The organism is Alloacidobacterium dinghuense, from assembly GCF_014274465.1.
In the GTDB taxonomy this organism is placed as follows: domain Bacteria; phylum Acidobacteriota; class Terriglobia; order Terriglobales; family Acidobacteriaceae; genus Alloacidobacterium; species Alloacidobacterium dinghuense.
Window position 1 is genome coordinate 2396722 of sequence record NZ_CP060394.1, and the last position, 25450, is coordinate 2422171.

The window sequence follows — 25450 nt, forward strand, 5'->3', positions numbered from 1 at the left end:
CTCACTCGCTTGTGGCCAGCGAGCACACCATGTCTTCCACCTCCTCTGCTGCGGGCAGAATCCTTTGATCTTCCTCTGGAACATGACTGCGCCATATCCGCAGCCAGAAATAGTCATGCACACGCACGATTTGCGAACGAACGGCCTTGCGTTCCTCAAGCATGGCCGTGAATGCGTGTACCAGTCCGCGCATGTTCGCAGCTTCCAGCAGACGTGTCCGAGGAAATTGCGCGCGTAGAACCTCCCGCTGCGCTCTGCGAAATTCAGATTCCCGCAGGACCCCGGCTTCGACTTTCAGCCCCAGCATCCGTTCAACGGCCAGAACAAGACAGCGATCCATTCTCTCTTCAAATGCGATATACAAAATTTCGCGGCCGGCAATGCGGAGCGGCACGGCGCCGAAACTATCGATCAACAAGCGCGGAAGTGCCGGCGCCATAGCGACCGGATCGTGTGGCGCACTCGCCAGAAGAGGGCAGTTCCATTGCGCGCTCAGCGCCCGAGCGATCTGTTCCTCGTCGGCCGAGTTTTGCCGGACAAGCCACTCTCCCAATCGGCCCGAGCCTGTTTTTCTCTGCGCCTCCAGCGCTCTCCTGAGCTGGTCGTGATCGATGACGCCACGGGAGAGCAGAACCAATCCAAGGGGCACGCGGTGTTGATGTACAGCTCTTGGGGAACCTTGGGAGTTTGGATCCGCCGCATCGCGCAGGATCGCCGCTTGCACGATCTCCTGCATGCATGCCGCACTGCAAGCCCATTTCCCTTCGAGAATGGGATACTGGCGGCTGCGCCAGAGCCTCATCCAGCCGGCTCTGCACTTCGCATTGCCGCATTGCGATAGAAAACTAGAGACGGTATTGCCAGCTGCAAGAGAGCTGGACATCCTGCCGAGCGCCGCAGTGTGTTTATGTGAAGCGAAGCCTTCCATAGCGTCTCCCAGGCTTTTCTGCGTCTGCCGCCGCTTGATCAGAACAGGCATCGAATGCTCTCCAAAGACTCTTTCGGCTCAGCCACTTCAGTGACTCGCAACCCGAAATTTCCGTTCACAAGCACAACCTCCCCACGGGCCACGATTTTGTCACCCACAATCAAATCCACGGGATCGGAGACGTGCCGTTCCAGTTGTACAACATCACCCGGCCCCAGCTCCAACACGTCGCCCAGCGGCATTTCTTTCGAGCCGAATCTCAAAGAGGCTTCGAGTTCGACATCGAGCAGCAGCTCTACCCCTCGCGCCGGCAGGTTGGCCGCAGGCGTGTTTTCTCGCCCCTTCATCTCAACCGTGGGCCTGGTCTCATCCGAGAATTCGACACGGACAGAAGCTTCACCAAAACGAACTTGATACGTCGCCGCTGCGATTCCGGCGGGACGCATCCCCTCGCGGACAGCGAGCACTGAAGTGGCTGTACCCGAGCTTTTGGATGCCGTCTTCGCGGCACGCTCGGCGACCTGCCGCAGAATGCTCTGCCACAACGCCGCATCCCGCTGGCGATCCTGTTCATCGGGTATCACCCGCGCCGCTACGAACAGCCGGGCCAGAGCCTCGGCATCGGCCACGACCCAGAAGCTTCCCTGCAGGCTGCCCTGGAGTTCAATCTGAAAGGAGATGGAATCCTTTGCCTCTATGAACGTATCCGCAGGAGCGAGCTTTACGGTTCCTGCAAGCTCCTGGCTCAATCCCATGGGAGCCTCTAATAACCATGCGTCAAGGAATGTCTTCATCGAACCTCCGGTTCTCACGTTTCGGTTTACACATTTGCGGCTGCCGCTGCTGCGATCTGGACCAGGTGAGCGCCCCTCTGTTCTTCATGACTCACTGGATAGCCCTCAAATAGCGGAATGCCCGCAATACGCAGCTCTGCGGGCCGCGTAGCAACGATGGGCAATTTCAGGATTTTCCCTTCATACAGGTCTTCGAGTTCCCTCCCGGGAATGCTCACGGGCGGTAGCTGCAGCGCTGCGCCGACCTTCACGAGAGCGACACGCTCCTGCATCCGCTGCCGGGTCTCCGGCGAATGGCGATGCTGCCGACTCCAGTCTCCAACCAGGCGCCGCAGCACGGTATTGGAAACGACAGCGGGAAAAGCAAGATTCAACATGCCGCTCGCGCCAGGCATGCGTACTTCAAAGCTCAGGCAAAGGGTTTTCTCTGACACCGGCATGACACGCGCAATCTGCGTATGCAGCTGTCTGCGCTCAAAGGTAAAGGTCAGACCAACCGGCTGCCATGCCGCGCTGAGTTCGCGACAGATGACTTCGGCAACGCTGGTGAGAATCGACTCTTCGATATCGGTCAACTCGCGCACGCGATCCGGCTTGCCTTCGCCACCGAGCAGCAAATCGATCATGGGCGGAGCCAGTGCCAGATCGAGCTGCAGGACCGAAAGGGCACGCAACGGCTCCAACCGGACTGAGCTCACATAGGCTAGATCGGGGATGCGCAGCATGAACTCATTGAAGGGCATCTGCTCGGCGGAAACCAGATTCACATGGAAACGGCTGCGCAGCCAGACGCCAAGATTGTGAGTAAGATTGCGCGCAAAAATATCGTTCAGCAGACTGATGGCACGCATTTGCTCATTACTGATCTGCCCTGCGCGGGAAAAACTATAGGGCTGAACGCGTGCCCGCGTCTCCTGCGATGCTGCCTGCGAGCGCGCTCGCGCTGCCTGAAATAACGCGTCGATCTCGTCCTGCTTCAGGCTCTTCTCCATGATCGCTACTCCTTCACCGATGAAGCTTTTTGTGCGCTTGTTCGTTTACCTGCGGCCTTATTCACGCTGTCTGACTTGGCGGCCAGATCCGCCAGCATGCTGCGCAGATGCAGAACCGCCGAAGCGTGAATCTGCGAGACCCTCGATTCCACCACGCCCAGCGTGAGACCAATTTCTTTCATGGTCATTTCTTCGTAGTAGTAGAGCGTCATCACCAGCCGCTCGCGCTCGGGCAGATCGCCGATGGCTTCGGCGAGTCTCTGCCGCATTTCTCCCTGCAGACAGCGGAAGAGCGGATCGTCCTCGGGACGGTTCGGCACATAGGCCAGTTCCTCTTCGCCTGAGTCTTCCGAGCGTTCCAGGTGCAGCGTGCCGATCTCAAGTCCCTTCAGTTCCCCAAGAAGCTGCTGATAATCCCCCAGTTCCATCTGCAACTCGCCGGCAATCTCCTGCTCCGACGGCGAGCGACCCAGTCGAGCTGTGAGTGTGCGAATCGCCTGCTCGACGGCGCGGCCCTTGCGACGCAAATCGCGCGGGCTCCAGTCCAGCGTCCGCAAGCTGTCCAGAATGGCGCCGCGAATACGGAATTGCGCGTAACTGCGAAACTGCACTTTCTTCTCAGGGTCAAATTTCTGGAAAGCATCCATCAGTCCCAGGACGCCGGCACTGACCAGTTCTTCCATCTCCACATGCTGCGGGAGCCGCTCGTGAATACGCCGTGCGATGTAACGCACAATCGGCAGGTGTTCCACCATGACGCGCTCTTCTTCCGGAGTAAAGCGCTGGCTCACTGCGGCTTCTGAGTAGGCAGTCTTCTTCTCGGTGGGGAGCGTCTGCCACTGTTCTGTTTCGCAGGGTTTCGTCAAAGACATCACCAAAGCCCTCCGTCCGGACTTCTCGTTTCCTGCTGACCGATCTTCGATAGATCCCATGTTCTGCATATTGTTTTCACTCGGGCTTTCACGATTTCCGTTCTCATTCGCAACAATGGACAACTGGTGGATCGAGGAACCAATTCCGCCTTACCGAACAACGCCAATCGATCGCACGCGCACATCTGCTGGAATCTCCGCCGGAGAGATCACAACCACTCGCGGCAAAATCGGTTCCAGCCAGCGGCGAAGGTAGAAGCGCGCCGGACTCGGACAAAGGAGCACGGGGAGGGCCAGTGAGGATTGAGGCCCGATTAGCTGCTTCACAGAATCGACGAAACGCTTGAGCCAGGGAGCGTGTGCGCGGCCATCGGTCAACATGCGCGCGCCCGCTTCTCCCTTGAGAGACTCAAGAAGCTCTTCTTCAAATGCTGGATCCATCTGCAGGACGCGCAGACTTCCGTCACTCTCGAGCAGCGGCTGCACGATACGCCTGCCCAGCGCATGCCGCGCAGCTTCCACCATGTGCGGCAAACCTTTGTTGACGGCAGCCGCTTCGATCAGCACATCGAGGATGGGGCCGAGATCGCGAATCGAGACCTGTTCGCGCAGAAGCTGCTGCAGGACCTTCTGCACCTCGCCGAGCGTGAGCACCTTCGGCACCAGCTCTTCCACGAGTTTTGGATGGGACTCATTCAATGTATCGAGCAGGCGCTTTGTCTCCGCGCGACCCAGCAGCTCATGCGCATGTTGGCGAATCATCTCCGCCAGGTGCGTGCTGATCGCCGTGACCGTATCAACCACGGAATAGCCGGCGGCTATCGCCTGACTCTCGAGCGAGGGCGATATCCAGCGCGCGGGAACCTGAAAAGCCGGCTCCTGCGTCTGCTTCCCCGGTAGCGGATGCGCATCGGATTCCGCACTTACTGCCAGCAACGCGTTGCCTTCGGTCTGCCATCGGCCAATTTCCATACCGCGCAACGAGAAAACATACTCGCGCGGCCTAAGGCGCAAATTGTCCGAGATATGAATCGGTGGCACGAGAAAGCCAAGCTCCGTCGCAAGATGTTTGCGGAGTGCCCGCACGCGGGCCAGCATCTGACCACCCTGTTTTTCATCAACCAGAGGAATCAGCTGAAAGCCAATTTCCAGGCTCAGCTCGTCCACTTTGAGGAGTGTGGCAATGTTCTCAGCCTGTGCCTTGTCTACGGCCTGCTTACGCTCCGGCTCCGCAATTGCTTCTTCTGCAGGTTTGCGCGAAGTCTGCCATCCTAGATAACCGAGTCCAATCGCCGGCAGCAAAAAGGGAATCTTCGGAAGCCCCGGCACAAGACAAAGCGTGCCCAGAACTCCGCTGGCTATATAGAGTGTGATGCCACGGCGAAAAAGCTGCGTGCCCAACTCCGTTGTCAATCCGTTGGCGGAATTCGCACGTGTCAGCACCATGCCTCCCGCTACCGACACAAGCAGGGATGGGATCAATGTCACCAGTCCATCGCCCACCGTCAGCACGGTATAGGTTTTCACCGCGTCTGTCAGAGCCACGCCCTGCTGCAGAACGCCGATCAACAATCCGGCAATGATGTTGATCGCCGTGATAAGGATTGTCGCCAGTGCATCGCGCTGGTTGAACCGCGCCGCTCCATCCATCGCCCCGTAGAACTCGGCCTCCTGCGCGATCGCCTGTCTGCGCTGTCTGGCAGCCGCTTCGTCGATCAACCCGGCGTTCAGATCGGCATCGATGGCCATCTGTTTGCCAGGCAGCGCATCGAGGGTAAAACGCGCCGTTACCTCTGCCGTGCGCACGGCGCCGTGACTCACAACCAGAAACTGAATCGCAATCAGAGCGAGAAAGAGAACGAAACCTACAACATAGTTGCCGCCGACGACAAACTGACCGAATGCCTCGATCACGTTACCCGCCGCCGCCGTTCCCTCACCGCCGTGCAACAGGATGCGGCGGCTCGAAGCAATATTCAGCGACAGCCGGAAGAGCGTCAGCAGCAGGAGGAGGCTCGGAAAGACAGAGAAATCGACGGCGCGCCGCACCTGGACAGCCGAGAGGAAGACCAGCACAGAAGCCGAAAAAGAGCACGCCAGTAAGAGATCAAGAACAAAAGAAGGCACCGGAATCAGCATCACGAAGATGACGCTGATTGCGCCGACCGGCAGCGACAAACTCTTACCGAGCTTCAGCAATCTGCTGGCAAGCCCCTCTGACGCTCCCTTGCCGGCAGGTGAGGAGGCGGGAATGACTGCGGTAGAACTCATGGCATCTCCTTGGCGGATCTTGAAATCGGTTGAGCGGGGGCTGCGTCTTTTCTGCGTTGGTCGCGTTTTGCCTGCTCGGCGGCACGCTGACGGCGTACCTTCTCTTCGACCTGCTTGCGATAGAGATAAGCGAGAATTGCGGCGACTGCGGCATACAGGTCGATGGGAATCGACTGGCCTTCGGCAACCGAACGATAGAGCGAACGCGCGAGCGGCGGGTTCTCGACGATAGGCACTCCGGCCCAGCGCGCTTCACTCTTAATCTGCTCAGCCAGGAGATTGCGTCCCTTCGCCAGGACTTTGGGCGGCTCCATGGTTTCAAAGTCAAAGCTCAACGCAACGGCATAGTGGGTTGGATTGGTAATGACAACCGTTGCACGTTTGACGTCCGCCTTCAATTTGCGGCGTCGCATCTGGCGCTGTAGGCCGCGAATGCGACTGCGCACCTGCGGACTGCCCTCGGTCTCCTTCATCTCCTCACGGATCTCCTGCTTGCTCATCCGCATGCGGCCTTCCCAGCTTCGCCATTGCACGATGTAGTCAATCCCCGACCAGGCCACGAGGATCCAGGCTGTATCGAGTAGCAGGTCGTAAGCCGAGGAGAACATGCGCGGCAGGTGGCCAATGCTCATCGGCGGCAGGTTGGTCTGGCCCTCAATCTTGTGAATACCGAGAATGACAATCACCCCGGCGGGCAACAGAGACTTCATCATGCGCGACGCGCCCTGCAGCGAGAGAATGTTCTTGATGTTGGTCAGAGGGTTCAACCGGGTAAATTTTGGCTGCAATGCCTGCGCGGAAAATTGCACGCCACCGCCCTGCGCGACCACAACGAATAGGGCAACGCCAGAGACGGCGAGTGCCAGCAAGAGCAGAGGAGATGCGGCAATCAGCACGAGATGGCGCAAGGCAAGCGCCGTCTGCATCGCCTGATCCTCCTGCCACACCGCAGGAGAGCCAAGAGCCAGCACCTGCGTCATCAGGCCGCTCCACATCGATGCCCAGTGCGACGAGATGTTACCCAGAACCTGGACGCCAGCCAGCATCGCGAAGGCTGCCGTCAGCTCGCGGCTGCGGACACGGTCTCCCTGCTGCTGCGCCTTCTGCCGCCGCCGCGGAGTCGCCCGTTCTGTGCGTTCTCCGCTCATGCGTGACCCGCTCCAGACCGCAGCATGCCTTCGGCCACATCCAGCAATCGGCTGAAGTGGCTCTCGATAAACCGCGGCCAGAGGGCCAGCGATCCGAGAAGAATGACATAGCCGGTTATCGTCTTCGCAGGCACCGTAATCGCCATCACCGGCAGCTGTGGTGACATCTTGCCAACCATCGCCACCGCGACTTCTACCAGCATGGTTGCCGCCATGGCCGGAGCAGCAAGCTGCAGCGCGGCGAAGAAGATGCCGCTTGCCATCTGCACGAGCGCCAGCGCGTGTTGGCCGTCCAGAAAAAACCCTCCAAGCGGCGCCACGGCAAAGCTGCGGATCAGAGCGGCCAGCATCGTCCGGTCCAGCCCCGAGACGAGAAGCACAGTTGTGCCCATCAGCGAGAACATTTGTGCCAGCAAGGGCGTCTGCACTTCCGAACTTGGATCGAGCAGGTTTGCCAGCGAAAAGCTGAATTGCACGCCAAGTACCTGGCCTGCAAAGAGCAGCACCTCATTCAACAGGCTCAACGAAAAGCCGAAGACAAGGCCTGCAGCCACTTCGCTCACCAGGGGAATCATGCCAAGCTCCAGTCGCGCCATCGGAAGTGAGGCCACAATGGGCGCCACCAGAATCGACACCGCAATCACAAAGACTGCTTTGATCTGCTTGGGAATCGCCTGCGAAGAGAAAAAGGGAGCGGCGACCATCATGCTGCTCAGGCGCACCATGGCCAGCACCACCGCGGAAAGATAGTGGCCCCAGTCCAGATTGCCGCGACTAAGAATCTCGTTCATCGCGTCAGCCGATGTACCGGTGAAAATCGTTCAGGAGCGTCACGGTGAAGAAGACGATGCGACGTAGAAACCAGGGCAATCCGGCCAGCATAACCACAGCGACGATCAGCAGGCGCGGAACCGTGCTCAACGTCTGGTCCTGCAGAGAGGTGAGCGTCTGAAAGAGGCTCAATGCAAAGCTGGTGACGGCGGCGAGCAGCAGAATGGGGGCGCTCACGACAAGCGCTTCTTTCAGAAGGTGCCGCATCAATTCCGCTACCTGATCGGGGCCCATCGTTACTCTCCTTTCTTTCGCGATCTTCAAAAACTCTTGAGCAGAGAGCTGGCCAGAAGATGCCAGCCGTCTACCATCACAAAGAGCAAAATTTTAAGCGGCGTTGAGACCACTACGGGTGGAAGCTGAAACATGCCAATCGACGTCGTGATCGAGGCAATTACCATATCGATCAGCAGGAATGGGAGAAAGAGCACGGCGCCAATGACAAATCCGGCCTTTAATTCCGAGAGCATATAAGCAGGCACGATCACGCGCAGGGGAAGATCGTCCGGCGTCTTCGGACGCGCGATCATCGATGCCGAGCTGAACAACGCCAGATCCTTCTCGCGCGCATACTTCAGCATGAAATGCTTTGGCGGATCGGCGCCGCGCTCAATCGCCTCGATCCCCGAAATCTGCCCCTGGCGGAAGGGTTCAACTGCCTGCTGGTCGACCGCCGTCAATACGGGCTGCATCAGAAACCAGGTCATCATCAGGCCGAGCCCCATCAATACCTGATTACTGGGAGCGGTCTGCGTTCCCAAAGCCTGCCGCAGAAAATGAAAGACCACCAGCAGACGTACCATCGGCGTCATCGAGAGCACGATCGCCGGCAATAATGTAATCAGCGTGAGCGTGAAGACAATGGTCCAGGGCACGCCATTGTTATTTGTCAGGTGCTGCTCCATACCGGATAGCGGACCCGGCAACGGCAGCAGCTTCGGCGTCTTCGCGAAATAGATGGCGAACATCATGACGTGCGTGGCTCGCGTTTCTGCACCCGCGTCAGGGACGGCTTCATCGATTTCGATCCCTCTGCCGCTACGGCGGAGACTTCGACAACAGAAACGATTGCGTCCGCACCTGCCGCAATCAGGAATTCCTTCTCGCGGCAACTCACCAGGTACAGCATCTTCTTCGGACCGAGCGACAGCTTCTCCTCAAGATGAAGAGCGTTCTCCCTGCCCTCCCGCATCTTTCTGGCAAAACGGGACGCGATCAGCAGTCGGATTCGAGACCATGCGCGGTAGCAGCGCTCGGTCCAGCCGGCTCCAATTGCTGTCGGATCTTTGGCCATCTTCATCTCCATCTCCGCCTACACCAGCCGCGTTACGCGTACGGCCAGCTTCTGATCTACGACTTCGAACTCAGTCCACACCAGGTGCACTCCGCCGGACCACAAGGGAAGATCTTCGGTGTGCGGCCACGCCGATTCGATCACCTGGCCTTTTTCCAGAGAGAGAAGGTTCTGCACACGGAACGACGGAAGCGGCAGGCGAAGGTCGAGCTGCAGGGGAAGTTTGGCCGCGAGCGCAGAGAGCAGGGCCTTGGTATATCCCTGTGGTGCGACGCCCTCCGGAAGTTGCGGAGAGAGGACCGGGCTGATTTCGGCTACGGCCTGCTGAGAATCCTTCAATTCAGTAGTTGCAAGGGGCTCTGGGGTCATGCCAGAGGAAGGTGCAGATCGATGACCGGAAATGGGACAGAAAGATTAGAGGATTCTCAGAAAGATGCGGCCAGAGCAGCTGTCGTCGCTGTCCTGGCCTTTCATTTCTAGTGAATCATGTTGATGGTTTCCTGGGTTACCGTATCGAAGGTGGTAATAGCCTTCGAATTCGCCTCGAAGGCGCGCTGTGCCACGATCAGATCAGAGAACTGCGTCGAGATATCGACATTCGAGCCTTCGACGGCCTGGTCCTGAATGGTGCCGCGGCCATTCGACCCGGCGGTGCCCACCGTCGCCTGGCCAGAAGCAAGCGTCGTCTGATAGTTGTTGTCTCCCAGACGGGTCAATCCCTGCTCATTGGTAATGCTGGCGACAGCAAGCTGGCCAACCACCTGTGTCTGGTTGTTGCTGTACGAGGCCGAGACCACACCGTTTGAATCCACGGTAAAGCTCTGGTACTGTCCGCTCGCATAGCCATCCTGGTGCGATGTGGCCACGCCAGAACCGGCGGCAACCTGATCGATGACCGGCTTGTTGTTCGCGTCATACAGATTCCAGTTGAAGTTCATATTCGCCGCACCATCAGACATTCCCGTGAATTGAATGTTCGAGACGTTCGCTGCGGGAGTGACGAGATTGCCGCTTGAGTCAAAGGTCAGCGTGCCCACGGCGTTGGCGCTGCTGCCCGTCGCATCGCCCGCCGGCAGTGAGATGTTGTAGCTCCAGGTGTTGGTGCCAGTCTTCTGAAAGTCGACTGTGGCTAAATGCGCTTCGCCGAGTGAATCGTACAGCGTGATCTGCCCCTGCGCTGAAGTGCCCACTGCCGCCGATGCATCCAGGTTCGCAGTCATCGACATGTTTGCCGTTGCCTGGGGCTGCTCCACCTGCCCCACCGGAATCTGGATCGGAACCAAAGGCGCATTCGTGTTGGGAACACCGTTCGCTGACGGATATCCCATCACCTGTTGCCCGCCCTGGGTTAAAAGATGGCCGTCCGAACTAATCACGAAATCGCCGGCGCGCGTGTACTCCTGCACGTTGCCGTCCTGCACGACAAAGAAACCATCGCCGTTCAACGCAACATCCTGCGACTGGCCTGTTGCCGGGTTCGCCGTACCCGTGCTGAAGTCTGTCGTAATGGCGCCAACCTGCGAACCTGCGCCCACCTGCTCCGGGTCGCCGGAGCCGCTCTCTCCCACCTGCTGGTAGAAGAGATCGCTGAACTGCACATCCTGGCTCTTGTACGCCACGGTATTCATGTTGGAAAGGTTATTGGCAATGGTGTTGAGCGCGGTGTTGTCGGCCTCAAGACCCGAGAGTGGAATGAAAAACGATGGCATGTTTCCTCCGCATCCTTACTGTGAAGTTACGATTGATGAACTGCAGCCTTGAAAGCCTGCGCCGCCTGCGAAGCAGCATTCGCGTCGTGCCCCGCCGCATTCACATGCGCAGCCTCTGCGGCCGCCGGTTGGGCATGCTTCGGCGCGAGCGAGGTCGCCAGGCGGCTTGCCGCGCTGATCGCCTCCGTCGAAGCGCTCGACTTCGTGCCGCTCGAACCCGAACCGGAACCCGAGCCGGAGCTCGACGTGGAACCCAATCCTCCGAGATCCTGATTGATCTGAATCAACTGCTGGAGGCTGTTCACCTGCACCAGCTGGTCAATGTAGGCATTCGGATCGGTGTCGGCGGTCGGGTCCTGGTTCTTCATCTCCGCCACCAGAAGGCTAAGAAAGTCGTTGGCTGTGATCGTCGTATCGCCACTGTCACTGCTCGACGAACCCGAGGAGCCGCTCGCGCCCGATGAACTATCGAGCGCGGTGATCGGCGACCCCGTGACCGGCGACATGATTGGATGATGTAAAGGCTGCATCATTTCTCCTTTTCCTTATGCTTCTCCCTAAGCGTGGATACTGATATACGAAGCGCTTACGGCTCGCGACACGTTCTCATTTCTCATGTCGTTCAATGGCGACTGGATCTTTTTGTCAGTCCCCGCGCCTCCCTGCTCTGCATTGTCACGGCGGGCATCTCCAGGCGCAGATTGCGATTGCCCCCCACCGGAGGCGCCGCTCTGCATGTCTCCCTGCGTATGCACATTGAGGCTGTGCACAGGGACATTGCGGTCCGCAAGATATTGCGTGATCGACGGAGCCTGTGCGGCGAGACTCGCGTGCGCTTCCGTAGAATCTGCGGTGAGGGTTGCACTGACATGCCCGGCGGAAGATTGCGTCTGCACCTCCACCCAGCCAAGCGCAGGGTCATGCACGCCCACAGCAATCTGGTGCGAACTCGTATGGAGCAGCGTCGCCGGGGATTCGACGGCATCGAGACGCTGAAAGGGATCGGCTTCGGATGCCGCTGTTCCCGATCGAACACCAGGGCCAGCGGCGGCGACAGTGCGCGCCGACATCGCATTGGGCAAAGTGTCGCCCTGCGTCTGCACTGACTCTTTCGTGCTTCCCTGTGTCACAGCGGAAGCGGAGATACCGTGGCCTGCGGCGGCAAACGGCTTTTCCGCTGTCTTCTGCCTCGGCGAAGGAGTGCCCGCGACCTGTGGCGCTGCTCCTTCGACGACTGGCCCGGAAACCGTGTGCAGCGGCATATTCGCGCTGATCACCGGCATGAGTGGAATATCGGCAGGAGTCTGCGAGAGAGGCGAATGCGGCAGATTGTTTGGAGTGGAAGCAAGAGCTTCGGGCGTCACAGAAGGTGGCGCGATCTGTAGTCTCTCAGACGCAATCGGCAGTGCGCCCAAGTCATTCTTCGCGGAATCAACCATCGGCAAAGCCGCCGCCCCTTCAGGCCGACCCGCGTCCAAACTTGCCACGGACGCCTGCTCACGGGGTTCCTTTTGCAAACCGGGGCCACTCGAAACATGCTGCTGTAATGGAACCGAATCGGGTGTCCAAGGTCGCACAGGTAGAGCTGGAGACCACTTTTCAGGACCGGCTATCGGATCCGCTTGCGGGATGGGTAGAGGCACGGGAACAATCGCGCCCGATGCCAAAGCCAGATCAGCCACAATAGCATTTTGTTTCTTCGGTGAGTTGGCGGAAGAAGGCGAGGGTTCCGTTTCGTGTCGGGCAGCCTTTGCTTCATTCTTTGCCGGCACAGAATTGCTGAATTGCGCTTCTTCTTGCGCTCCGGCACCTCTTAATTCCTCAAACGGTGGGCGCAAGAGAAGATCGGGACCTAAGGGTGCGGCTTCCTGTTTTGCATCGGCCGTCTCTGTCAAAACTTCAGTATTTTTTTCGGCGGCCGTGCTCCCTGACTGTTCTGCGAGGATGGCGGCAAACGCCGGAAGTTGTCCCTTCTTTGGCGAGGCAGCTCCGGTCATCGATCCAAAGGGGCCGGCAGAAACGCTGGCTGAAGATTCTTGTACGCCAGTAGTGGATGCGGCACTTGCTGGAACTTGCACAGTTCAGTCTCCTGCGAAGGTTATTGCAGACGGCTTGCCAGAAGTGGGGCAGAAGAGGTTAGAGAAGTCTCATGCTGGCCCATTTCCTCGGCGGACAGATCGACTTCGCTGGCCAAACCAGTCATCCAACTCGCTCTGCTCCCTGCGGACCTGCTCCTTCGCGGCCTCAACGGCCCGGGCGTCAATCACGTTTGCTACCTGCCTGCACTCCTTGCGCCGATTGAGATACACTGCCTTCGCCGCATCCACTTGAACTTCTTTTCTCTCGCGGGCAGATTCAAAGAGACTCTGTTCCCGTGTCACCCATTCACTGACAGCCTGAGCCACCAGCCAGTCCGTGCGCTGCGCCTCCGAGATACCGGCAAAGCTTTGCTGGCGCATGGCTCTCCCGGCTGTTTGTGCACGCGAAAGAGCGCGCTCAATCTGGGCCATCTCCTGCAGCTGCGCCTCTAATTCGACGCGACTGACATCTTCAAGAAGCGACCGCAAGCGAAGTAATCGGTCGAGCGATGATTTCATTTCTCAAACCCTGGCCGCGAGCGCCTGGATTGCCTTGCAGGCGTCCGCGAAGCCAACATCTTCATGCGCCTGTTGAACCAGAAATTCGCGCACCCATGACCGCAACTGAATCGCGCGATCTAGATCTCTGTCTGCTCCCGGCTTATAGGCGCCAATGCGGATCAGATCCTCTGATCTCGCATACACCGCCAGCATCCTGCGTATCAGTGCTGCCGAAGTCTTATGTTCCTCATTAATAATCGCCGGCATCAGGCGGCTGACCGAATCGAGAATCTGAATCGGCGGATACCAGCCCTCTGCGGCCATATCGCGGGAAAGAAAAATATGGCCATCGAGAAACGATCGCGCTGCATCCACAATCGGCTCCTGCTGATCGTCTCCTTCCATCAGAACGGTGTAGAAAGCCGTGATGCTTCCCTTGCGAAACTGTCCGGCCCGCTCTACAAGCCTCGCGAGGCGGCTGAAGACCGACGGCGTGTATCCTTTTGCCGTCGGAGGCTCACCCGCGGCCAGGCCGATCTCTCGCGCAGCCATGGCAAAGCGCGTCAGTGAATCGAGAACCAACAGCACATGCTTGCCCTGATGTGCAAAATATTCCGCAACTGCTGTCGCCGAAAGCGCCGCGCGGAGTCGCAGCAATGGCGACTGGTCAGACGTGGACACCAACACCACCGACCGCTTTCGTCCCTCCGGGCCCAGGCTGTCCTCCAGGAACTCCCCCACTTCGCGCCCGCGCTCGCCAACCAAACCAACCACGATGATGTCGGCCTCGCTGTTGCGCGTCATCATGCCGATCAGCGTGCTCTTGCCCACACCCGAGCCACCGAAGATCCCGATGCGCTGTCCGCGGCCCACCGTCAGCATGCCGTCAATCGCGCGAATGCCCGTCCCCAGCGGCTGCCGGATGGGCACGCGCTCCAACGGATTGGGCACGCTGCGATCGAGAGAAACTGCCACGCGGGTCACTGGCCTCGGGCCATCGTCGATCGGCTGACCCGATGCGTTCAGCACCCGCCCAGTCAATCCTTCACCGGCCTCAAGATATGGAAGCGTGCCAAGCGCAGACACCTTATCGCCAAAACGAATACCTTCGGTACTTTCAAGCGGCATCGAAAGCACATTGCTGCCGCGAAAACCGATCACCTCGGCCAGATGCGGCTGCCCGTTGCCGTCCAGAATCTCGCAGCACTCGCCCACCGAGCACAATGGCCCGGAGGATTCTATAGTCTGGCCCACAGCTTCAAGCACGCGGCCCTGCCAGCGCCAGGTTGAGCGCTGCCTGAGACGCGAGAAGTATGTGCCCAGCAGCTCCATGCCTTCAGGCTTCTTCCGCCTTGGTTACAGCCTTCAAGTCGTCGCGCCGCACGGGCTCACGGTGTTCGAGAAGATCAAAAAAGCCGCGCTCGATCTCAGCCAACTGCGCCTTCACCCCCAGATCGACGCTGCCAAGATGCGTTTCCAGTGTGCATTCTCCAGCCTGCAATGTATCGTCGGCCATAAGCTGAGGGCGCAGCGGCAGATTCGGCATCAGCTGAATCATCTCGCTCCACAACTGATGTTGCGACGTGGGCACGCGCAATCGAACCTCTGTGGTATCAGAAAGCTGTCCCAGCGCAACACGAACTGCTCCCGACAACAGAAGCGGATCCATCTGCGCTTCGCGATGCAGAATACGCGTGGCAATGCTTAAGGCCAGCCGCACGACCTCCTGCTCCACCCGTGCCAGATAGCCGCCCCGAGCAGATGCGAATTCGCTCAATGCATGCTCCATCGCATTCGCCATCTTCCGGACAGCCGCACTCCGGTCTGATTCTTCCTCCCGGCGTCCACGCTCGAATGCAGCCGCTATCTCCGCTTCCAGCTTCTGCTGAAACCCGCCGTCGCGTTCGCGCAGCTGCTCTTCCAACTCCTGCAGGCGCGCCGTCAACAGCGCAAAATCGTCGTGGCCTTTGTCTAGACTCTTGTTGTCCGCTGCCGGCTCCGCCAACTCCTCACTGGGAAAGGTGCTTGGCGCGAATGCGAGACGATACTCCATCCGCCGAATCTTTGGTTCCACTTTGTGCAACATCTCCCTCTCCATACGCTGGCGCGACTACACCAGCAGGTCATCGCCCTGTTCGATCTTCAGAATCACTTTTCCGTCTGCTTCAAGCTTGCGCGCCAGATTGAGAATCTCGTGTTGTGCGAGGGTCACCTCACGCGTGCGCACCGGTCCAAGCACTTCCATGTCTTCCTTGAGCATCTCCACCGCACGCGACGACATCGCGCGAAAGATCTGCGCCTTCACGTCTTCCCTTGCGCCCTTGAGCGCCATGGCGAGGGTCGGCTTATCGATCGCGCTGACCAACTCGCGCATGCTTGCTGATGGCACGGTCACTAGGTCTTCAAAGGTGAACATCAGATTGCGAATGTTAAGCGCAACTTCGGGCTCGTCCTCTTCAATCTGCTCAAGAATCTTCTTTGTCTGTTCGGCGTCGAGGCGATTCAACAGATCAGCCACCGCCTTGAAACCCGCATACGCTTTGCGGCTGGTGTCTCCCACAGTCTCAAGACGCTTGTGGAGAATCAGCGCAACCTTCTGCGCCATCTCCGGAGAGAACTGACGCATCTCTGCCAGCCGCCTCACTACAGCGACCTTCTGATCCTCGCCCAGGCTGTTCAGCACCAGCGATGCACGCTTTGGATCGAGGTGCGCCAGAACCAGGGCGACCGTCTGTGGATGCTCTCCATCAAGAAACTTGCCCAGTTGCTGCGGATCGACCTTCTGCAGCATTGCCAGATCGCCCTGGCTCGCCTCCTGAGCCCGCTTCACCAGCGCCAGCAGATCTTCGGCGCGCTGCTTGCCGAAGGATTCCACCAACAGCTTGGTGGCGTATTCGAGACCGCCATGCATCATGTAGCGCTGGGTCTCGATCATCTCGAAGAATTCTTCCATTACCTGCAGAGACGCCTCGGGCCGAACATTGCGCAGATCGGCAATTTCTTCGGTCAGCCGCTGCACATCGTTATCCGGCAGGTTTTGAAGGATCCTTTTGCCCAGTTCATCGCCTACGGCAACGACGAGGATCGCAGCCTTCTTGATTCCGGACAACGAGCGCTCAGAGGCGCGGCGTTCCGTTACCGGAGGCGGCACGAGACTCGTCGTGGTTGTGGGCAAAGGCGCAGTCGTCGCCATCGTCGTCTCTCCTTACTCCGTGTGAATCCAGCTTTGCAAAAGACGTGCAGTCTGCGCAGGTTCCCGACGCAGGTGTTCTGCTACCGCATCAAACACCAACTGTGCGCGCTTCTTTCTGTGTTCACCCGCTTCGTCATCCGTTTCCACTTCAACAGGAGACGACTCGCCTGAAGCCAATTGCGGCTCTGCAAGCGGCGCCCCGACAGCAGCATTCTGCCGAGGCTCCGTCTTCCGCATGGCGGGTCGAAGAACGAAGAACACGAGGCAGAGAAACACCGCAACCAGCGCACTGTACTTCCACATGGGTTCTGACTGGGCGGCTCCAGCCAGGAACTGCTCCATGGCGGTCGCCGGTGGATGCGCTGAGTTATCTTCAAACGCCATGTCTTCAACGCTCACCGTATCCCCGCGTGCGCTGTCAAAGCCGATTGCCGCCTGCGCCAGTTCGGTCAGATGCTGCATCTCTTCCGGCGTGCGCGATTGCCAACTCACCAGTTTGCCATTGACAAGCATTCGATGATTGATCAGCACCGCCGCCGTTACCCGCCGCAGCTTGCCGGTGCCCTGAACGGTATGGCGCACGCGCTTTGAGGCGCCGTACGTACCGCTCTCCTGGCGCAGATTTTGCGTGCCGAGGTTCTGTTGCGGAAAGAGCGGCGGCTGCACATTGGGAGCATTGCTCGCCGTGCCGGGAACACCTGTCGGGCCGGACTGCGCCCCAGAGGTCTGGTCGGACCGCTGCATCGAAAGCGTCACCACATTACTTGGGTCGTAGGTCTCATCGACTTCATCGGCAGAGGAGCTGTCATAGTCCACATTGACCGAAGCTCGGACATTTCCCACCCCGGCCACCGGCTCGAGAGTCTCGACCAGCTTGGCTGCCAGCTCCTGTTCGTGCGCGGCTGCATCTGCGCTGGCATTATGCCGGCCCAGTTGCAGCCGCCCTTCTGCATCCACCAGGGCCACATCTTCCGGATGCAGATCGTCCACGGCGCTGGCCACAAGGTTGCGAATGGCATCCGCCTGTTCGTCGCTCAAGGACCGCCGTTTCAATTTCAGGACCACCGATGCTTTGGCATCGCGCTGTTGCGAGGTATAGAGCGAATCGTGCGGCATCACCAGGTGAACCCGCGAAGATTCAACTTCAGAAAGAGTATTGATCGTATGCTCCAGTTCGCCCTCGAGAGCGCGCTGGTAATTTACCTTTTCGTCGAACTCCGATCCTATCCAGTTCGGCTTGTCGAAAAGCTCAAATCCCATGCGTCCGCTTTTTGGTCCGCCCTTGGCCGTTGTAGCAAGGCGAGCCTTATCGAGATTGGCTGCCGGGACACGCAACGATGTCCCATCGGGAGATACATCGAAGGGAATATTCGCCGCCGTCAGCTCCGACGCGATCTCGCGGGCATCGGACGGCTCAAGACCTGCATAGAGCGTCTTCCAGTCCGTGCGCGTGGCAAACCAGAGAATGCCGAGAAAACAAAGGAGCGCGAGGCCTCCGGCTCCCAGCAGCCAGAGCCGCCGCTGTCCTTCCATGCCTCGTAGTCGGGCGAGCAGTCCCTGCATCATCGCGCTTGCCCGATGCGGCAAACCCGATGGCGGCGCCGGTTGCATTTGCTGGTTCTCATCCATGCTGCGTCGTCTCGCTGTCTTGTCAGTTCGTGAATGATTAGAACTGCAGGCCCATCAGCTGCTGAAAAGCGCCTACCGCTTTATTGCGCACGGCCAGCGAGAGTTCAAACGCTGCATCCGCATCGCCGGTCGCAATCATCGCCGTATGTACATCGACGCCGCTGCCATCGAGCAATCCCTGGACGGCAGTCGAAGCCTTATCCTCCAGTTGCTGCACGTTCTGGATCGCATTCTGAAACAGGTCGGCGAAAGGAGTCTTAGGCGAGGCCGCCTGCGAAGGCGTCTGAAGATCAAAAGAATCCGGCAATGAAGCAATTGTGCTCGTCTGTGTTACAGAATTCGCCTGCATGGAATCTTCCTCCCGAAGATGTCGTATTTACGACTTCAGAATGTCGAGCGACGAATTGATCATTCCCTTCGTCGCCTGCACGGCTGAGCTGTTCAGCCCATACGCCCGCGTTGCTCCCATCAGATCAACCATCTCCGTCAACGGGTTGATATCCGGATACGACACATACCCGTCCTTATCCGCATCCGGATGCGATGGATCGAAACGTCGCAGCGTGCTGGCCGGGTCCTGCACCACCGCGGAGACTTCAACGCCGCCAATTTGCGAATCGGACTGCGCCAGCAGTTGACCGGCAAATGTATTCGGCTCGGCCGCAGCCGACGAGAAAACAACATGCTGGCGCCTGTAAGGGCCGCCCTCCGGGGTCCTCGTCGTCTCTGCGTTCGCCATATTTGCCGCAACCACTTCGGCACGGATGCGCTCTGCCTTAAGCGCCGATCCACTCACTTCCATTACCCCGAACAGGTTCATCGCTTTCTCCTGACTGTTCTCCGCTGCCTACTTGCTGTCCGCATGAATCGCATCCATGACTCGTGTCGACTCGCGTTTCAGCAATTCGACTCCGGTGCGAAACTGCAGCTGCGCCTCGGCCATATTCAAACTTTCCCGATCCATCGAGACGTTGTTGCCGTCGGGCCGCTCAACGAGGCCATCCACCAACCCCACTCGCGGAGCAGATAGGGAAAAAGGCTTTCGCGCAACGCCATTCTTCGTCTGGCCTGCAGCCAGTTCGCCGAGAGATCGCTTCATCTCCCCGGCAAAGTCGAAGCCCTGAGCCCGATAGCCGGGCGTGTCGATATTCGCCATGTTCTGAGCAGTCAACTTCAATTCCTGGCTGGATAAGTCGAGATAGCGTTCCAGCGCGTCACTCATCGGAGTTGAGATTTGCATGCATTCACCTTTCCCTGAGTTCTGCCGATGCTCAGGCCAGAGATACGATTCCGCTTCTTTCTACTGCAGAAGACGGGCCAACGGGCAGCGCGCTCGATTAGAGAACTCTTAGAAATCTCCTGCCTGCTCTCCAAACTCAATCTCCTCAGCACTGATCTCTGGCCGACTCTCGGCTAGAATCCAGGCGCGCTCCAGCATGTGTTCCAGCTCGCGCACATTTCCAGGCCAGCTGTATGCCTCGAGTTTCTGCATCGCTGCGGCGGTGATTGCCTTCGCCGGGCTCGTCTCAGCCATTGCGCCAAGAAAGTGTTGCACGAGCACAGACAGATCTTCTTTGTGCGACTGCAGGTCGGGGGTACGGATGAGAAAGACAGCAAGCCGGTAATACAAATCGGCGCGAAATGTCCCTTCGGCAGCCAGCTTTGCCAGTGAGCGGTGTGTTGCCGCCACAATGCGCACGTCCACCAGCACCGGCTCGTTGTCGCCCACACGCTGCAACTCTCCGCACTCGACAAAGCGAAGCAATTTCGCTTGCAGCGGCAGCGGCATCTCGCCGATCTCATCCAGAAACAACGTTCCGCCTTGCGCTGCCTCAATGCGTCCGACACGCCCCTGTACAGCACCAGTAAAGGCTCCGCGCGTGTGTCCGAACAGCTCAGCTTCTAACAACGCCTCCGGAATGGCTGCGCAGTTCAAGGCAACGAAAGGACGTGAAGAGCGCGCACTCAGACGATGCAGCGCTCGTGCCACTAATTCTTTGCCTGTCCCTGTCGGTCCCTGCACCAGCACCGCTGTGCGGTGTTGTGCGACGAGACGGATGCGGCGGCTCACCTCAAGCATCGCCGGATGATTCCCGATAAACTCCGGCAGCCGGCATGACGGATCTGCAAGCGTACGCCTGCCTGCGGGGATCTCGGCGTTCGTGGCAGCGTCTACACCGCGATGAGCTGACTCCGCTTTTTCCGTCGATGGCGCAGCGGTTGCTGCCCCGCCTCTTGAACTTTCTTCAGGCCATTCAATCACAGGCGCGCTATTCCAGATTGCGCCGTCCTCGTCCTGGCCACGTCGGAGCGCGTAGAGGATCTCATTCCGGCGGGGACTCCGAGCTGTCTTCGTTGCAACCGAGCCATCCACGGCTATCAAGTCGACAAGGGGATAGAGCTTTTCGAACTCCGCGACAAATTCCTGTACCTCAAGATCCGGCAACCACGAATCGAGAATGACGGCTTCGGCGGGTGCGCTATCGAGATGCGCGATCGCCTCAGCTCCGCCGGCAGCTTCGCGAACTCTCCAGTGCAATCCGGTCAGAGTCTCCTTGACCCGCTGGCGGAAGGAAAGATCCGCGCTGGCAATCACCGCCGTTCGCGCTGAGGTTGCCGATTCCCGTTTCATCACTGGAGTAAATGTCGCCATTCCTGTTTCCCTCTCTGGTTTATGCCGATATCAGGCGCGTGCGCCGATCGAATATCCCTGTCCGCGCACCGTCTTGATCAAGGGCTCAGCGCCCGTGTCTTTCAACTTGCGGCGCAGATAGTTCACGTACACATCCACCACATTGGTACTCGCCGTTGGATTCATCTCCCATACGCGCTGCAACAAATCTCCGCGCGAGATTGACCGCCCTCGCCCCAGCAGAAGGCACTCCAACAAGGCAAATTCCTTGTTCGTCAGCTGCACCGACTCTCCGGCGCGCTTCACCGTGCGATCCACACGATTCACTTCCAGATCTCTGTAACGCAGCACCAGCCCGGCCTCTCGTTTGCGGCGAATCAGAGCCCGGCAGCGGGCCCGCAGTTCCTGCAGCGAAAACGGCTTCAGCATGCAATCGTCGGCTCCAAGATCAAGGCAGCGGATCTTTGTAGCCAGTTCAGTTCGCGCTGTCAAAACCAGAATGGGGAGCTCATCGTCGACCGAGCGCGTGAATTGGAGGACCTCTGTTCCATCTTTTCGCGGGAGGTTCAGATCGAGGATCATCAAGTCGGGCGTGTCGGTGACAACCATATCGGTGGCCGCTTCTCCATCGGCAACCAGAGTCACCTGATGCCCATCGGTCTCCAGTCCTTTCTTTAGAAAGGCACCCAATGCTCGATCGTCCTCCGCAATTAACAAGCGCATGCGTGGCTCCCTCGCCGTATTCACACTGTCATCTGGAGCGCGGGTGGAACACAATCAAAGCTTGAGGGCAAAATCGTTGTGCGTTCTGAAATGAGAATGATGATGCACCGCGGTTTCAAAATGGGAGGCAGGCACAAAAATAAGCAGAACGCGCTTGACGCATGCCGGATTTCATCGAACCTGAGACGCAGATGTACCAATCGAGAAAAATTTCTCTCGGTGCGTTGAAAAAATCTTGCAATGATTCGCTTTTTATTCGCTACAATGCCGTTATGGCGGTGACTCGACGGCAAAAAGAGGTGCTGGACTTCATCTCCGGCTTTGTACAACGCAACGGCTACTCCCCTTCCTTTGAAGAGATCGCACGTGGACTCGACCTCAAATCATTGGCCACGGTACATAAGCACATTACGAACCTCCAGAACAAAGGACTGCTGCAACGCGCGCATAATCGCAGCCGCTCGATCGATGTCATGCCGGCTCGCAGCAAAACCAGGACCAGTGAGCGTTTGCCGCTCATGGGCAGAATTGCCGCCGGTTTTCCGGTTGAAGCTTCGGAAAATCCCGAAACCATTTCCCTTACCGACATCATCGGTAATCGGGATGTATTTGTGCTTCAGGTGCGCGGCGACTCCATGCGCGACGAGCACATTCTTGACGGAGATTATGTGCTCGTGGAAAGAACGCGTTCCGCCCGCGAAGGCGAGATAGTCGTAGCACTGGTGAACGGTGCGGAGACCACATTAAAGCGCTACTACATAGAAGGCTCGATGATCCGCCTGCAGCCTTCAAACCTTGAAATGGACCCGATCTTCGTGCCGGCTGCGCAGGTTGCCATTCAGGGCCGTGCCCTGGGTGTCATCAGAAAGTACGCATAAGTAAAAAGCCCGGCAATCGCCGGGCCGTCTTCAGAAACAAGTCTCCTTACTCATTCACGCGGGCAACGCTGGGTGACTCAATCACGCGGGCAATGCTGCGTGCAATCGTGTCCTTGGGGACATATCCAACAATCTGGTCAGCAACCTTTCCGCCCTTGAAGAGCAGCAGCGCAGGAATTCCACGAATCCCATAGCGCATCGGCGTGGCCTGGTTGCGATCCACGTCCATCTTCATCACTTTCAGCTTGCCGCTATACTCTGAAGCGACCTCATCAACGATCGGGGACAACGCCTTACACGGTCCGCACCATGCCGCCCAGAAATCAACCAGAACAGGCTGATCTGACTGAAGAACCTCCTGCTCAAAACTCGCATCATTTACCTCTACTACCGCCAGACCTGCCATGCTCCTCCTTCGTTACCTTGTTCCGACTCTCTGAGTCCGCGAAACCAGTTCATTAGATGATAACCGGTGCGCAAAGGTCGCAACAGCGCCATCCCACCCCAGTGGTGCGGAAAAGGCAATTTGGCGCCAAAAACTAAAGCGCCCGGACTCACGCTTTGTGAGTCACGGGCGCTAGAGCAGCCCTCCCCCAGAACTGCCCACGGTGCGAAATTAATCGTTTGCGCACTCTGTGTAAAGAAAACTTAGGTAATGCAAAAGTAACCTTGAATCATGAGTTTACCTATGTGATTCAATTCGGCACAGCGCTGGATTCAGCTGAAGTCCGCACTCGAGAATCTCGATCGGCTCGTCCTCGGTGTGTTTCCGCACAATTTCCTTTGTGGCATCGATACCAACGCCGGGCTGCAAGAGCAATAGCACGGATGGTCCTGCTCCGCTCAGCGTCACGCTCAGGATCTCGCCCTGTCCCGAAAGGGGAAGGAGTTTCTTCAGCAGGGGACAAACTTCCACCCGATAGGGTTGATGCAGCCTGTCTTCCACGGCCGTGCCGAGCAGTTCTCCATGCCCCGTGGCAAACGCGGCTGTTAGCAGAGCCACACGCTGCAGGTTGGCAACGACATCCGCCCGGCTGAAGCTCTCCGGCACCACTTTCCGGGAAAGAACGGTCGCCAGCGGTTTTTGTGGCATCACTACGAGCGCCTGCCACAGGGCGCGGGGCGTCAGCGAAATCGCCTCCACTTCGTTTCCGCGCCAGCAGGCAACGGTAAAGCCGCCGAGCCAGCAGGCCGCGGTGTTGTCCGGATGCCCTTCTAAGCGTGACGCCTCCGTCAGGATCCGCCCTCGGTCCCACCCGAGCCGACCGAAATGCGATGCCAGAGCAACGCCCGCCAACCGCGTTGCAGCCGAAGATCCGCAACCCATGCCCAGCGGAATTCCGTTGCATACTTCAAGCTCCAGGGGAACTTCGGAAACGCGCTGTTGCTGCAGCACGATCTTGTACGTGTGCAATAACAGATTGCGATCCGTTGCCCCGCAGATATCCGCGTTGCGACCGCTGGCATGTATGGAATAGTGCCTCGCCGGAGCAGCTTCGATATCAAGATACAAAGTCAGCGCGAGAGCGAGCGCGTCGAATCCAGGTCCCAGATTGGCCGAGGTCGCGGGCAGGCGCAAATAGAGCCGGTCCTTGCTCATCGAACAGCAACCCTTTCGAGTTCCCTGAGCACTTCGTCTGCTGATGCCTCAAGCTCTACCGCATTGCGCCGCGTAAGCTCGATCTCAGGGCGCAGATCCTTGATCTCGCCTTCCTTCAACAGGTCGCCGCGATGATAGGCAATCGTGTAATCCGAATCTTTCAATGTGTGACCGGTAAGCAGCAGAACGACTTTCTCGTTTGATTGCACTTTGCCCTGCTGGATCAGCTTCTTAAGTCCCGCCAGTGTCACCGCCGAAGCCGGCTCGCAACCGATGCCCTCAGCACCGATTTCAGCCTTTGCCAGCGCGATTTCTGCTTCGCTCACCTGCTCGCAATAGCCACCCGTCTGTTGAATCACGCGTACAGCTTTTTTCCACGATGCAGGATTGCCGATCCGAATCGCCGATGCGCGCGTATGCGCTTCAACAGGCTCCAACGTCTCACCGGAATTCGATAGCAGGCTGCGATACAGAGGATTCGCGCCTTCCGCCTGGATCACTGAAATCTTTGGCAGTTTCGTCACGAGCCCGAGATGCTTCATTTCCAGAAAGGCCTTGCCTAGAGCCGAGCTGTTGGCGAGATTTCCCCCGGGAACGATGAGATGGTCTGGAACCTCCCAATCGAACGTCTCAGCGATCTCAAGTGCAGGCGTCTTCTGCCCTTCGAGCCGATATGGATTCACAGAATTCAGCAGATATACCGGCGCACGCTTTACCACTTCGTTCAACACGCGCACGCAGCCATCAAAATCGGTACGCAATTGAAGAGTCAGAGCGCCATAATCCATGGCCTGCGATAGCTTGCCCCACGCAATCTTTCCTTGCGGAATCAGCACCAGACTCCGCATGCCAGCTCGCGCCGCGTAAGCGGACATCGCAGCCGAGGTGTTCCCGGTTGAAGCGCACGCGACCCAGTCGAAACCCAGCTCATGTGCCACCGAAAGGGCTGTCGTCATACCGGCGTCTTTGAATGAGCCGGTCGGGTTCATTCCCTGGTGCTTGGCAAAAACATGCTCGATACCAGTTGACTCCGCGACTCTCCGCAGTTCATAAAGCGGCGTGTTGCCTTCCCGCAGTGAGACGATATTCGCCTCGTCGTCGAGAATGTGCAACATCTCTCGAAAGCGCCAGACGCCACTCTGATCGGCTTCGGTATTGGAGCAGCAGCGTTCTTTCCACAGCCAGCGCATGGCACTCGCATTCGGCTTGCGAATCTCGGCCATGCCGGCGCTCCACGAAGGATAGACCACTTCATACAGGTCGCCGCACTCAGGGCAGCGAAAGTTCTCTTTCAACTCACGCTGTTCGATCACACGCGCACAACCGGTGCAGCGCAATAGGTGGCCAGAATTTTCCATGAATACTGTTAGCCTAGCA

At 58.4% G+C, this 25450-nt stretch carries 28 protein-coding genes; 1 reads left to right on the forward strand and 27 read right to left on the reverse strand.

Features of this window, described 5'->3' with window-relative positions:
• Position 1: 1 nt before the first annotated feature.
• From H7849_RS09740 to H7849_RS09855, 24 genes are all read right to left on the reverse strand, one after another.
• Complete coding sequence (locus H7849_RS09740; RefSeq protein WP_186746073.1) at positions 2-979, reverse strand: cyclic di-GMP-binding domain-containing protein, MshE-related; 978 nt, start codon at positions 977-979, stop codon at positions 2-4.
• Positions 967-1722, reverse strand: coding sequence for a FliM/FliN family flagellar motor switch protein (locus tag H7849_RS26770; protein ID WP_251106717.1), 756 nt, complete (start codon positions 1720-1722; stop codon positions 967-969). The genes H7849_RS09740 and H7849_RS26770 overlap by 13 nt, the downstream gene beginning before the upstream one ends.
• 26 nt (positions 1723-1748) lie before the next feature.
• The gene (locus H7849_RS09750; protein WP_186746075.1) at positions 1749-2714 is read right to left on the reverse strand and encodes a flagellar motor switch protein FliM; all 966 of its coding nucleotides are present in this window, start codon (positions 2712-2714) and stop codon (positions 1749-1751) included.
• A gap of 5 nt (positions 2715-2719) precedes the next feature.
• A complete protein-coding gene (locus tag H7849_RS09755; protein WP_251106718.1) occupies positions 2720-3586 on the reverse strand; it encodes a FliA/WhiG family RNA polymerase sigma factor in 867 nt (288 codons plus the stop codon).
• Positions 3587-3736: 150 nt separating this feature from the next.
• On the reverse strand, positions 3737-5857 hold the full coding sequence (gene flhA, locus H7849_RS09760) for a flagellar biosynthesis protein FlhA (RefSeq protein WP_186746079.1): 2121 nt from the start codon (positions 5855-5857) through the stop codon (positions 3737-3739).
• Positions 5854-7005, reverse strand: coding sequence for an EscU/YscU/HrcU family type III secretion system export apparatus switch protein (locus H7849_RS09765; protein ID WP_186746081.1), 1152 nt, complete (start codon positions 7003-7005; stop codon positions 5854-5856). The genes flhA and H7849_RS09765 overlap by 4 nt, the downstream gene beginning before the upstream one ends.
• Positions 7002-7796 carry a flagellar biosynthetic protein FliR gene (fliR, locus tag H7849_RS09770; RefSeq protein WP_186746083.1) on the reverse strand — a complete coding sequence of 265 codons (795 nt, stop codon included), beginning with the start codon at positions 7794-7796 and terminating at the stop codon, positions 7002-7004. The genes H7849_RS09765 and fliR overlap by 4 nt, the downstream gene beginning before the upstream one ends.
• A gap of 4 nt (positions 7797-7800) precedes the next feature.
• Positions 7801-8070, reverse strand: coding sequence for a flagellar biosynthetic protein FliQ (locus H7849_RS09775; RefSeq protein WP_186746085.1), 270 nt, complete (start codon positions 8068-8070; stop codon positions 7801-7803).
• A gap of 26 nt (positions 8071-8096) precedes the next feature.
• On the reverse strand, positions 8097-8807 hold the full coding sequence (gene fliP, locus H7849_RS09780; protein WP_349627463.1) for a flagellar type III secretion system pore protein FliP: 711 nt from the start codon (positions 8805-8807) through the stop codon (positions 8097-8099).
• Positions 8804-9136, reverse strand: a complete 333-nt coding sequence (locus H7849_RS09785; protein WP_186746087.1) for a flagellar biosynthetic protein FliO — start codon at positions 9134-9136, stop codon at positions 8804-8806. The genes fliP and H7849_RS09785 overlap by 4 nt, the downstream gene beginning before the upstream one ends.
• Positions 9137-9148: 12 nt before the next feature.
• Entirely contained in the window at positions 9149-9499 is a 351-nt protein-coding gene (locus H7849_RS09790) for a FliM/FliN family flagellar motor C-terminal domain-containing protein (RefSeq protein ID WP_186746088.1), read from the reverse strand.
• 107 nt (positions 9500-9606) lie between these two features.
• Positions 9607-10839 carry a flagellar hook protein FlgE gene (locus tag H7849_RS09795; protein WP_186746090.1) on the reverse strand — a complete coding sequence of 411 codons (1233 nt, stop codon included), beginning with the start codon at positions 10837-10839 and terminating at the stop codon, positions 9607-9609.
• A 26-nt stretch (positions 10840-10865) separates the two neighbouring features.
• Positions 10866-11372, reverse strand: a complete 507-nt coding sequence (locus H7849_RS09800) for a flagellar hook assembly protein FlgD (protein ID WP_251106719.1) — start codon at positions 11370-11372, stop codon at positions 10866-10868.
• Between the two features lie 24 nt (positions 11373-11396).
• Complete coding sequence (gene fliK / locus H7849_RS09805; RefSeq protein WP_186746091.1) at positions 11397-12917, reverse strand: flagellar hook-length control protein FliK; 1521 nt, start codon at positions 12915-12917, stop codon at positions 11397-11399.
• Positions 12918-12986: 69 nt separating this feature from the next.
• The gene (locus tag H7849_RS09810; protein ID WP_186746093.1) at positions 12987-13436 is read right to left on the reverse strand and encodes a hypothetical protein; all 450 of its coding nucleotides are present in this window, start codon (positions 13434-13436) and stop codon (positions 12987-12989) included.
• A 3-nt stretch (positions 13437-13439) separates the two neighbouring features.
• Positions 13440-14750 (reverse strand): FliI/YscN family ATPase, encoded by a 1311-nt coding sequence (locus H7849_RS09815; protein ID WP_186746095.1) that lies wholly within the window; start codon positions 14748-14750, stop codon positions 13440-13442.
• A 4-nt stretch (positions 14751-14754) separates the two neighbouring features.
• A complete protein-coding gene (locus H7849_RS09820) occupies positions 14755-15504 on the reverse strand; it encodes a FliH/SctL family protein (protein ID WP_186746097.1) in 750 nt (249 codons plus the stop codon).
• A gap of 24 nt (positions 15505-15528) precedes the next feature.
• Entirely contained in the window at positions 15529-16611 is a 1083-nt protein-coding gene (fliG, locus tag H7849_RS09825) for a flagellar motor switch protein FliG (protein ID WP_186746099.1), read from the reverse strand.
• 12 nt (positions 16612-16623) lie between these two features.
• Positions 16624-18240 (reverse strand): flagellar basal-body MS-ring/collar protein FliF, encoded by a 1617-nt coding sequence (gene fliF / locus H7849_RS09830; protein WP_186746101.1) that lies wholly within the window; start codon positions 18238-18240, stop codon positions 16624-16626.
• A 37-nt stretch (positions 18241-18277) separates the two neighbouring features.
• Positions 18278-18589: a flagellar hook-basal body complex protein FliE gene (gene fliE / locus H7849_RS09835; RefSeq protein WP_186746103.1), complete on the reverse strand. Its 312-nt coding sequence runs from the start codon at positions 18587-18589 to the stop codon at positions 18278-18280.
• Positions 18590-18616: 27 nt separating this feature from the next.
• Entirely contained in the window at positions 18617-19060 is a 444-nt protein-coding gene (flgC, locus tag H7849_RS09840) for a flagellar basal body rod protein FlgC (protein WP_186746105.1), read from the reverse strand.
• A 27-nt stretch (positions 19061-19087) separates the two neighbouring features.
• On the reverse strand, positions 19088-19480 hold the full coding sequence (flgB, locus tag H7849_RS09845; RefSeq protein WP_186746107.1) for a flagellar basal body rod protein FlgB: 393 nt from the start codon (positions 19478-19480) through the stop codon (positions 19088-19090).
• A 108-nt stretch (positions 19481-19588) separates the two neighbouring features.
• Positions 19589-20893 carry a sigma-54-dependent transcriptional regulator gene (locus H7849_RS09850; RefSeq protein ID WP_186746123.1) on the reverse strand — a complete coding sequence of 435 codons (1305 nt, stop codon included), beginning with the start codon at positions 20891-20893 and terminating at the stop codon, positions 19589-19591.
• Positions 20894-20923: 30 nt separating this feature from the next.
• On the reverse strand, positions 20924-21595 hold the full coding sequence (locus tag H7849_RS09855; protein ID WP_186746125.1) for a response regulator transcription factor: 672 nt from the start codon (positions 21593-21595) through the stop codon (positions 20924-20926).
• 272 nt (positions 21596-21867) lie between these two features.
• On the opposite strand from H7849_RS09855, the gene lexA reads away from it, so the two are divergent.
• Positions 21868-22473, forward strand: coding sequence for a transcriptional repressor LexA (lexA, locus tag H7849_RS09860; RefSeq protein WP_186747378.1), 606 nt, complete (start codon positions 21868-21870; stop codon positions 22471-22473).
• A gap of 46 nt (positions 22474-22519) precedes the next feature.
• Here lexA and trxA read toward each other — a convergent pair whose 3' ends face one another.
• The 3 genes from trxA to thrC all read right to left on the reverse strand — a co-directional run bounded on the left by trxA (position 22520) and on the right by thrC (position 25431).
• Positions 22520-22879, reverse strand: coding sequence for a thioredoxin (trxA, locus tag H7849_RS09865; RefSeq protein WP_186746127.1), 360 nt, complete (start codon positions 22877-22879; stop codon positions 22520-22522).
• A gap of 276 nt (positions 22880-23155) precedes the next feature.
• On the reverse strand, positions 23156-24073 hold the full coding sequence (thrB, locus tag H7849_RS09870) for a homoserine kinase (protein WP_186746129.1): 918 nt from the start codon (positions 24071-24073) through the stop codon (positions 23156-23158).
• On the reverse strand, positions 24070-25431 hold the full coding sequence (gene thrC, locus H7849_RS09875; protein ID WP_186746131.1) for a threonine synthase: 1362 nt from the start codon (positions 25429-25431) through the stop codon (positions 24070-24072). Before thrC ends, thrB begins: the two co-directional genes overlap by 4 nt.
• Positions 25432-25450: the final 19 nt, after the last annotated feature.

Coding starts and splice junctions, on each gene's coding strand:
- flgB (WP_186746107.1), bottom strand. CDS start 19,480: ATGCAAATCTCAACTCCGATGAGTGACGCGCTGGAACGCTATCTCGAC.
- H7849_RS09755 (WP_251106718.1), bottom strand. CDS start 3,586: ATGTCTTTGACGAAACCCTGCGAAACAGAACAGTGGCAGACGCTCCCC.
- fliR (WP_186746083.1), bottom strand. CDS start 7,796: ATGAACGAGATTCTTAGTCGCGGCAATCTGGACTGGGGCCACTATCTT.
- fliE (WP_186746103.1), bottom strand. CDS start 18,589: ATGCAGGCGAATTCTGTAACACAGACGAGCACAATTGCTTCATTGCCG.
- H7849_RS26770 (WP_251106717.1), bottom strand. CDS start 1,722: ATGAAGACATTCCTTGACGCATGGTTATTAGAGGCTCCCATGGGATTG.
- H7849_RS09815 (WP_186746095.1), bottom strand. CDS start 14,750: ATGGAGCTGCTGGGCACATACTTCTCGCGTCTCAGGCAGCGCTCAACC.
- H7849_RS09850 (WP_186746123.1), bottom strand. CDS start 20,893: ATGGCGACATTTACTCCAGTGATGAAACGGGAATCGGCAACCTCAGCG.
- H7849_RS09855 (WP_186746125.1), bottom strand. CDS start 21,595: ATGCGCTTGTTAATTGCGGAGGACGATCGAGCATTGGGTGCCTTTCTA.
- fliG (WP_186746099.1), bottom strand. CDS start 16,611: ATGGCGACGACTGCGCCTTTGCCCACAACCACGACGAGTCTCGTGCCG.
- flhA (WP_186746079.1), bottom strand. CDS start 5,857: ATGAGTTCTACCGCAGTCATTCCCGCCTCCTCACCTGCCGGCAAGGGA.
- H7849_RS09810 (WP_186746093.1), bottom strand. CDS start 13,436: ATGAAATCATCGCTCGACCGATTACTTCGCTTGCGGTCGCTTCTTGAA.
- flgC (WP_186746105.1), bottom strand. CDS start 19,060: ATGAACCTGTTCGGGGTAATGGAAGTGAGTGGATCGGCGCTTAAGGCA.
- thrC (WP_186746131.1), bottom strand. CDS start 25,431: ATGGAAAATTCTGGCCACCTATTGCGCTGCACCGGTTGTGCGCGTGTG.
- H7849_RS09785 (WP_186746087.1), bottom strand. CDS start 9,136: ATGAAGATGGCCAAAGATCCGACAGCAATTGGAGCCGGCTGGACCGAG.
- H7849_RS09740 (WP_186746073.1), bottom strand. CDS start 979: ATGCCTGTTCTGATCAAGCGGCGGCAGACGCAGAAAAGCCTGGGAGAC.
- H7849_RS09800 (WP_251106719.1), bottom strand. CDS start 11,372: ATGATGCAGCCTTTACATCATCCAATCATGTCGCCGGTCACGGGGTCG.
- H7849_RS09775 (WP_186746085.1), bottom strand. CDS start 8,070: ATGGGCCCCGATCAGGTAGCGGAATTGATGCGGCACCTTCTGAAAGAA.
- H7849_RS09750 (WP_186746075.1), bottom strand. CDS start 2,714: ATGGAGAAGAGCCTGAAGCAGGACGAGATCGACGCGTTATTTCAGGCA.
- H7849_RS09820 (WP_186746097.1), bottom strand. CDS start 15,504: ATGTTGCACAAAGTGGAACCAAAGATTCGGCGGATGGAGTATCGTCTC.
- lexA (WP_186747378.1), top strand. CDS start 21,868: ATGGCGGTGACTCGACGGCAAAAAGAGGTGCTGGACTTCATCTCCGGC.
- fliF (WP_186746101.1), bottom strand. CDS start 18,240: ATGGATGAGAACCAGCAAATGCAACCGGCGCCGCCATCGGGTTTGCCG.
- H7849_RS09790 (WP_186746088.1), bottom strand. CDS start 9,499: ATGACCCCAGAGCCCCTTGCAACTACTGAATTGAAGGATTCTCAGCAG.
- H7849_RS09765 (WP_186746081.1), bottom strand. CDS start 7,005: ATGAGCGGAGAACGCACAGAACGGGCGACTCCGCGGCGGCGGCAGAAG.
- fliP (WP_349627463.1), bottom strand. CDS start 8,807: ATGATGTTCGCCATCTATTTCGCGAAGACGCCGAAGCTGCTGCCGTTG.
- H7849_RS09795 (WP_186746090.1), bottom strand. CDS start 10,839: ATGCCATCGTTTTTCATTCCACTCTCGGGTCTTGAGGCCGACAACACC.
- trxA (WP_186746127.1), bottom strand. CDS start 22,879: ATGGCAGGTCTGGCGGTAGTAGAGGTAAATGATGCGAGTTTTGAGCAG.
- thrB (WP_186746129.1), bottom strand. CDS start 24,073: ATGAGCAAGGACCGGCTCTATTTGCGCCTGCCCGCGACCTCGGCCAAT.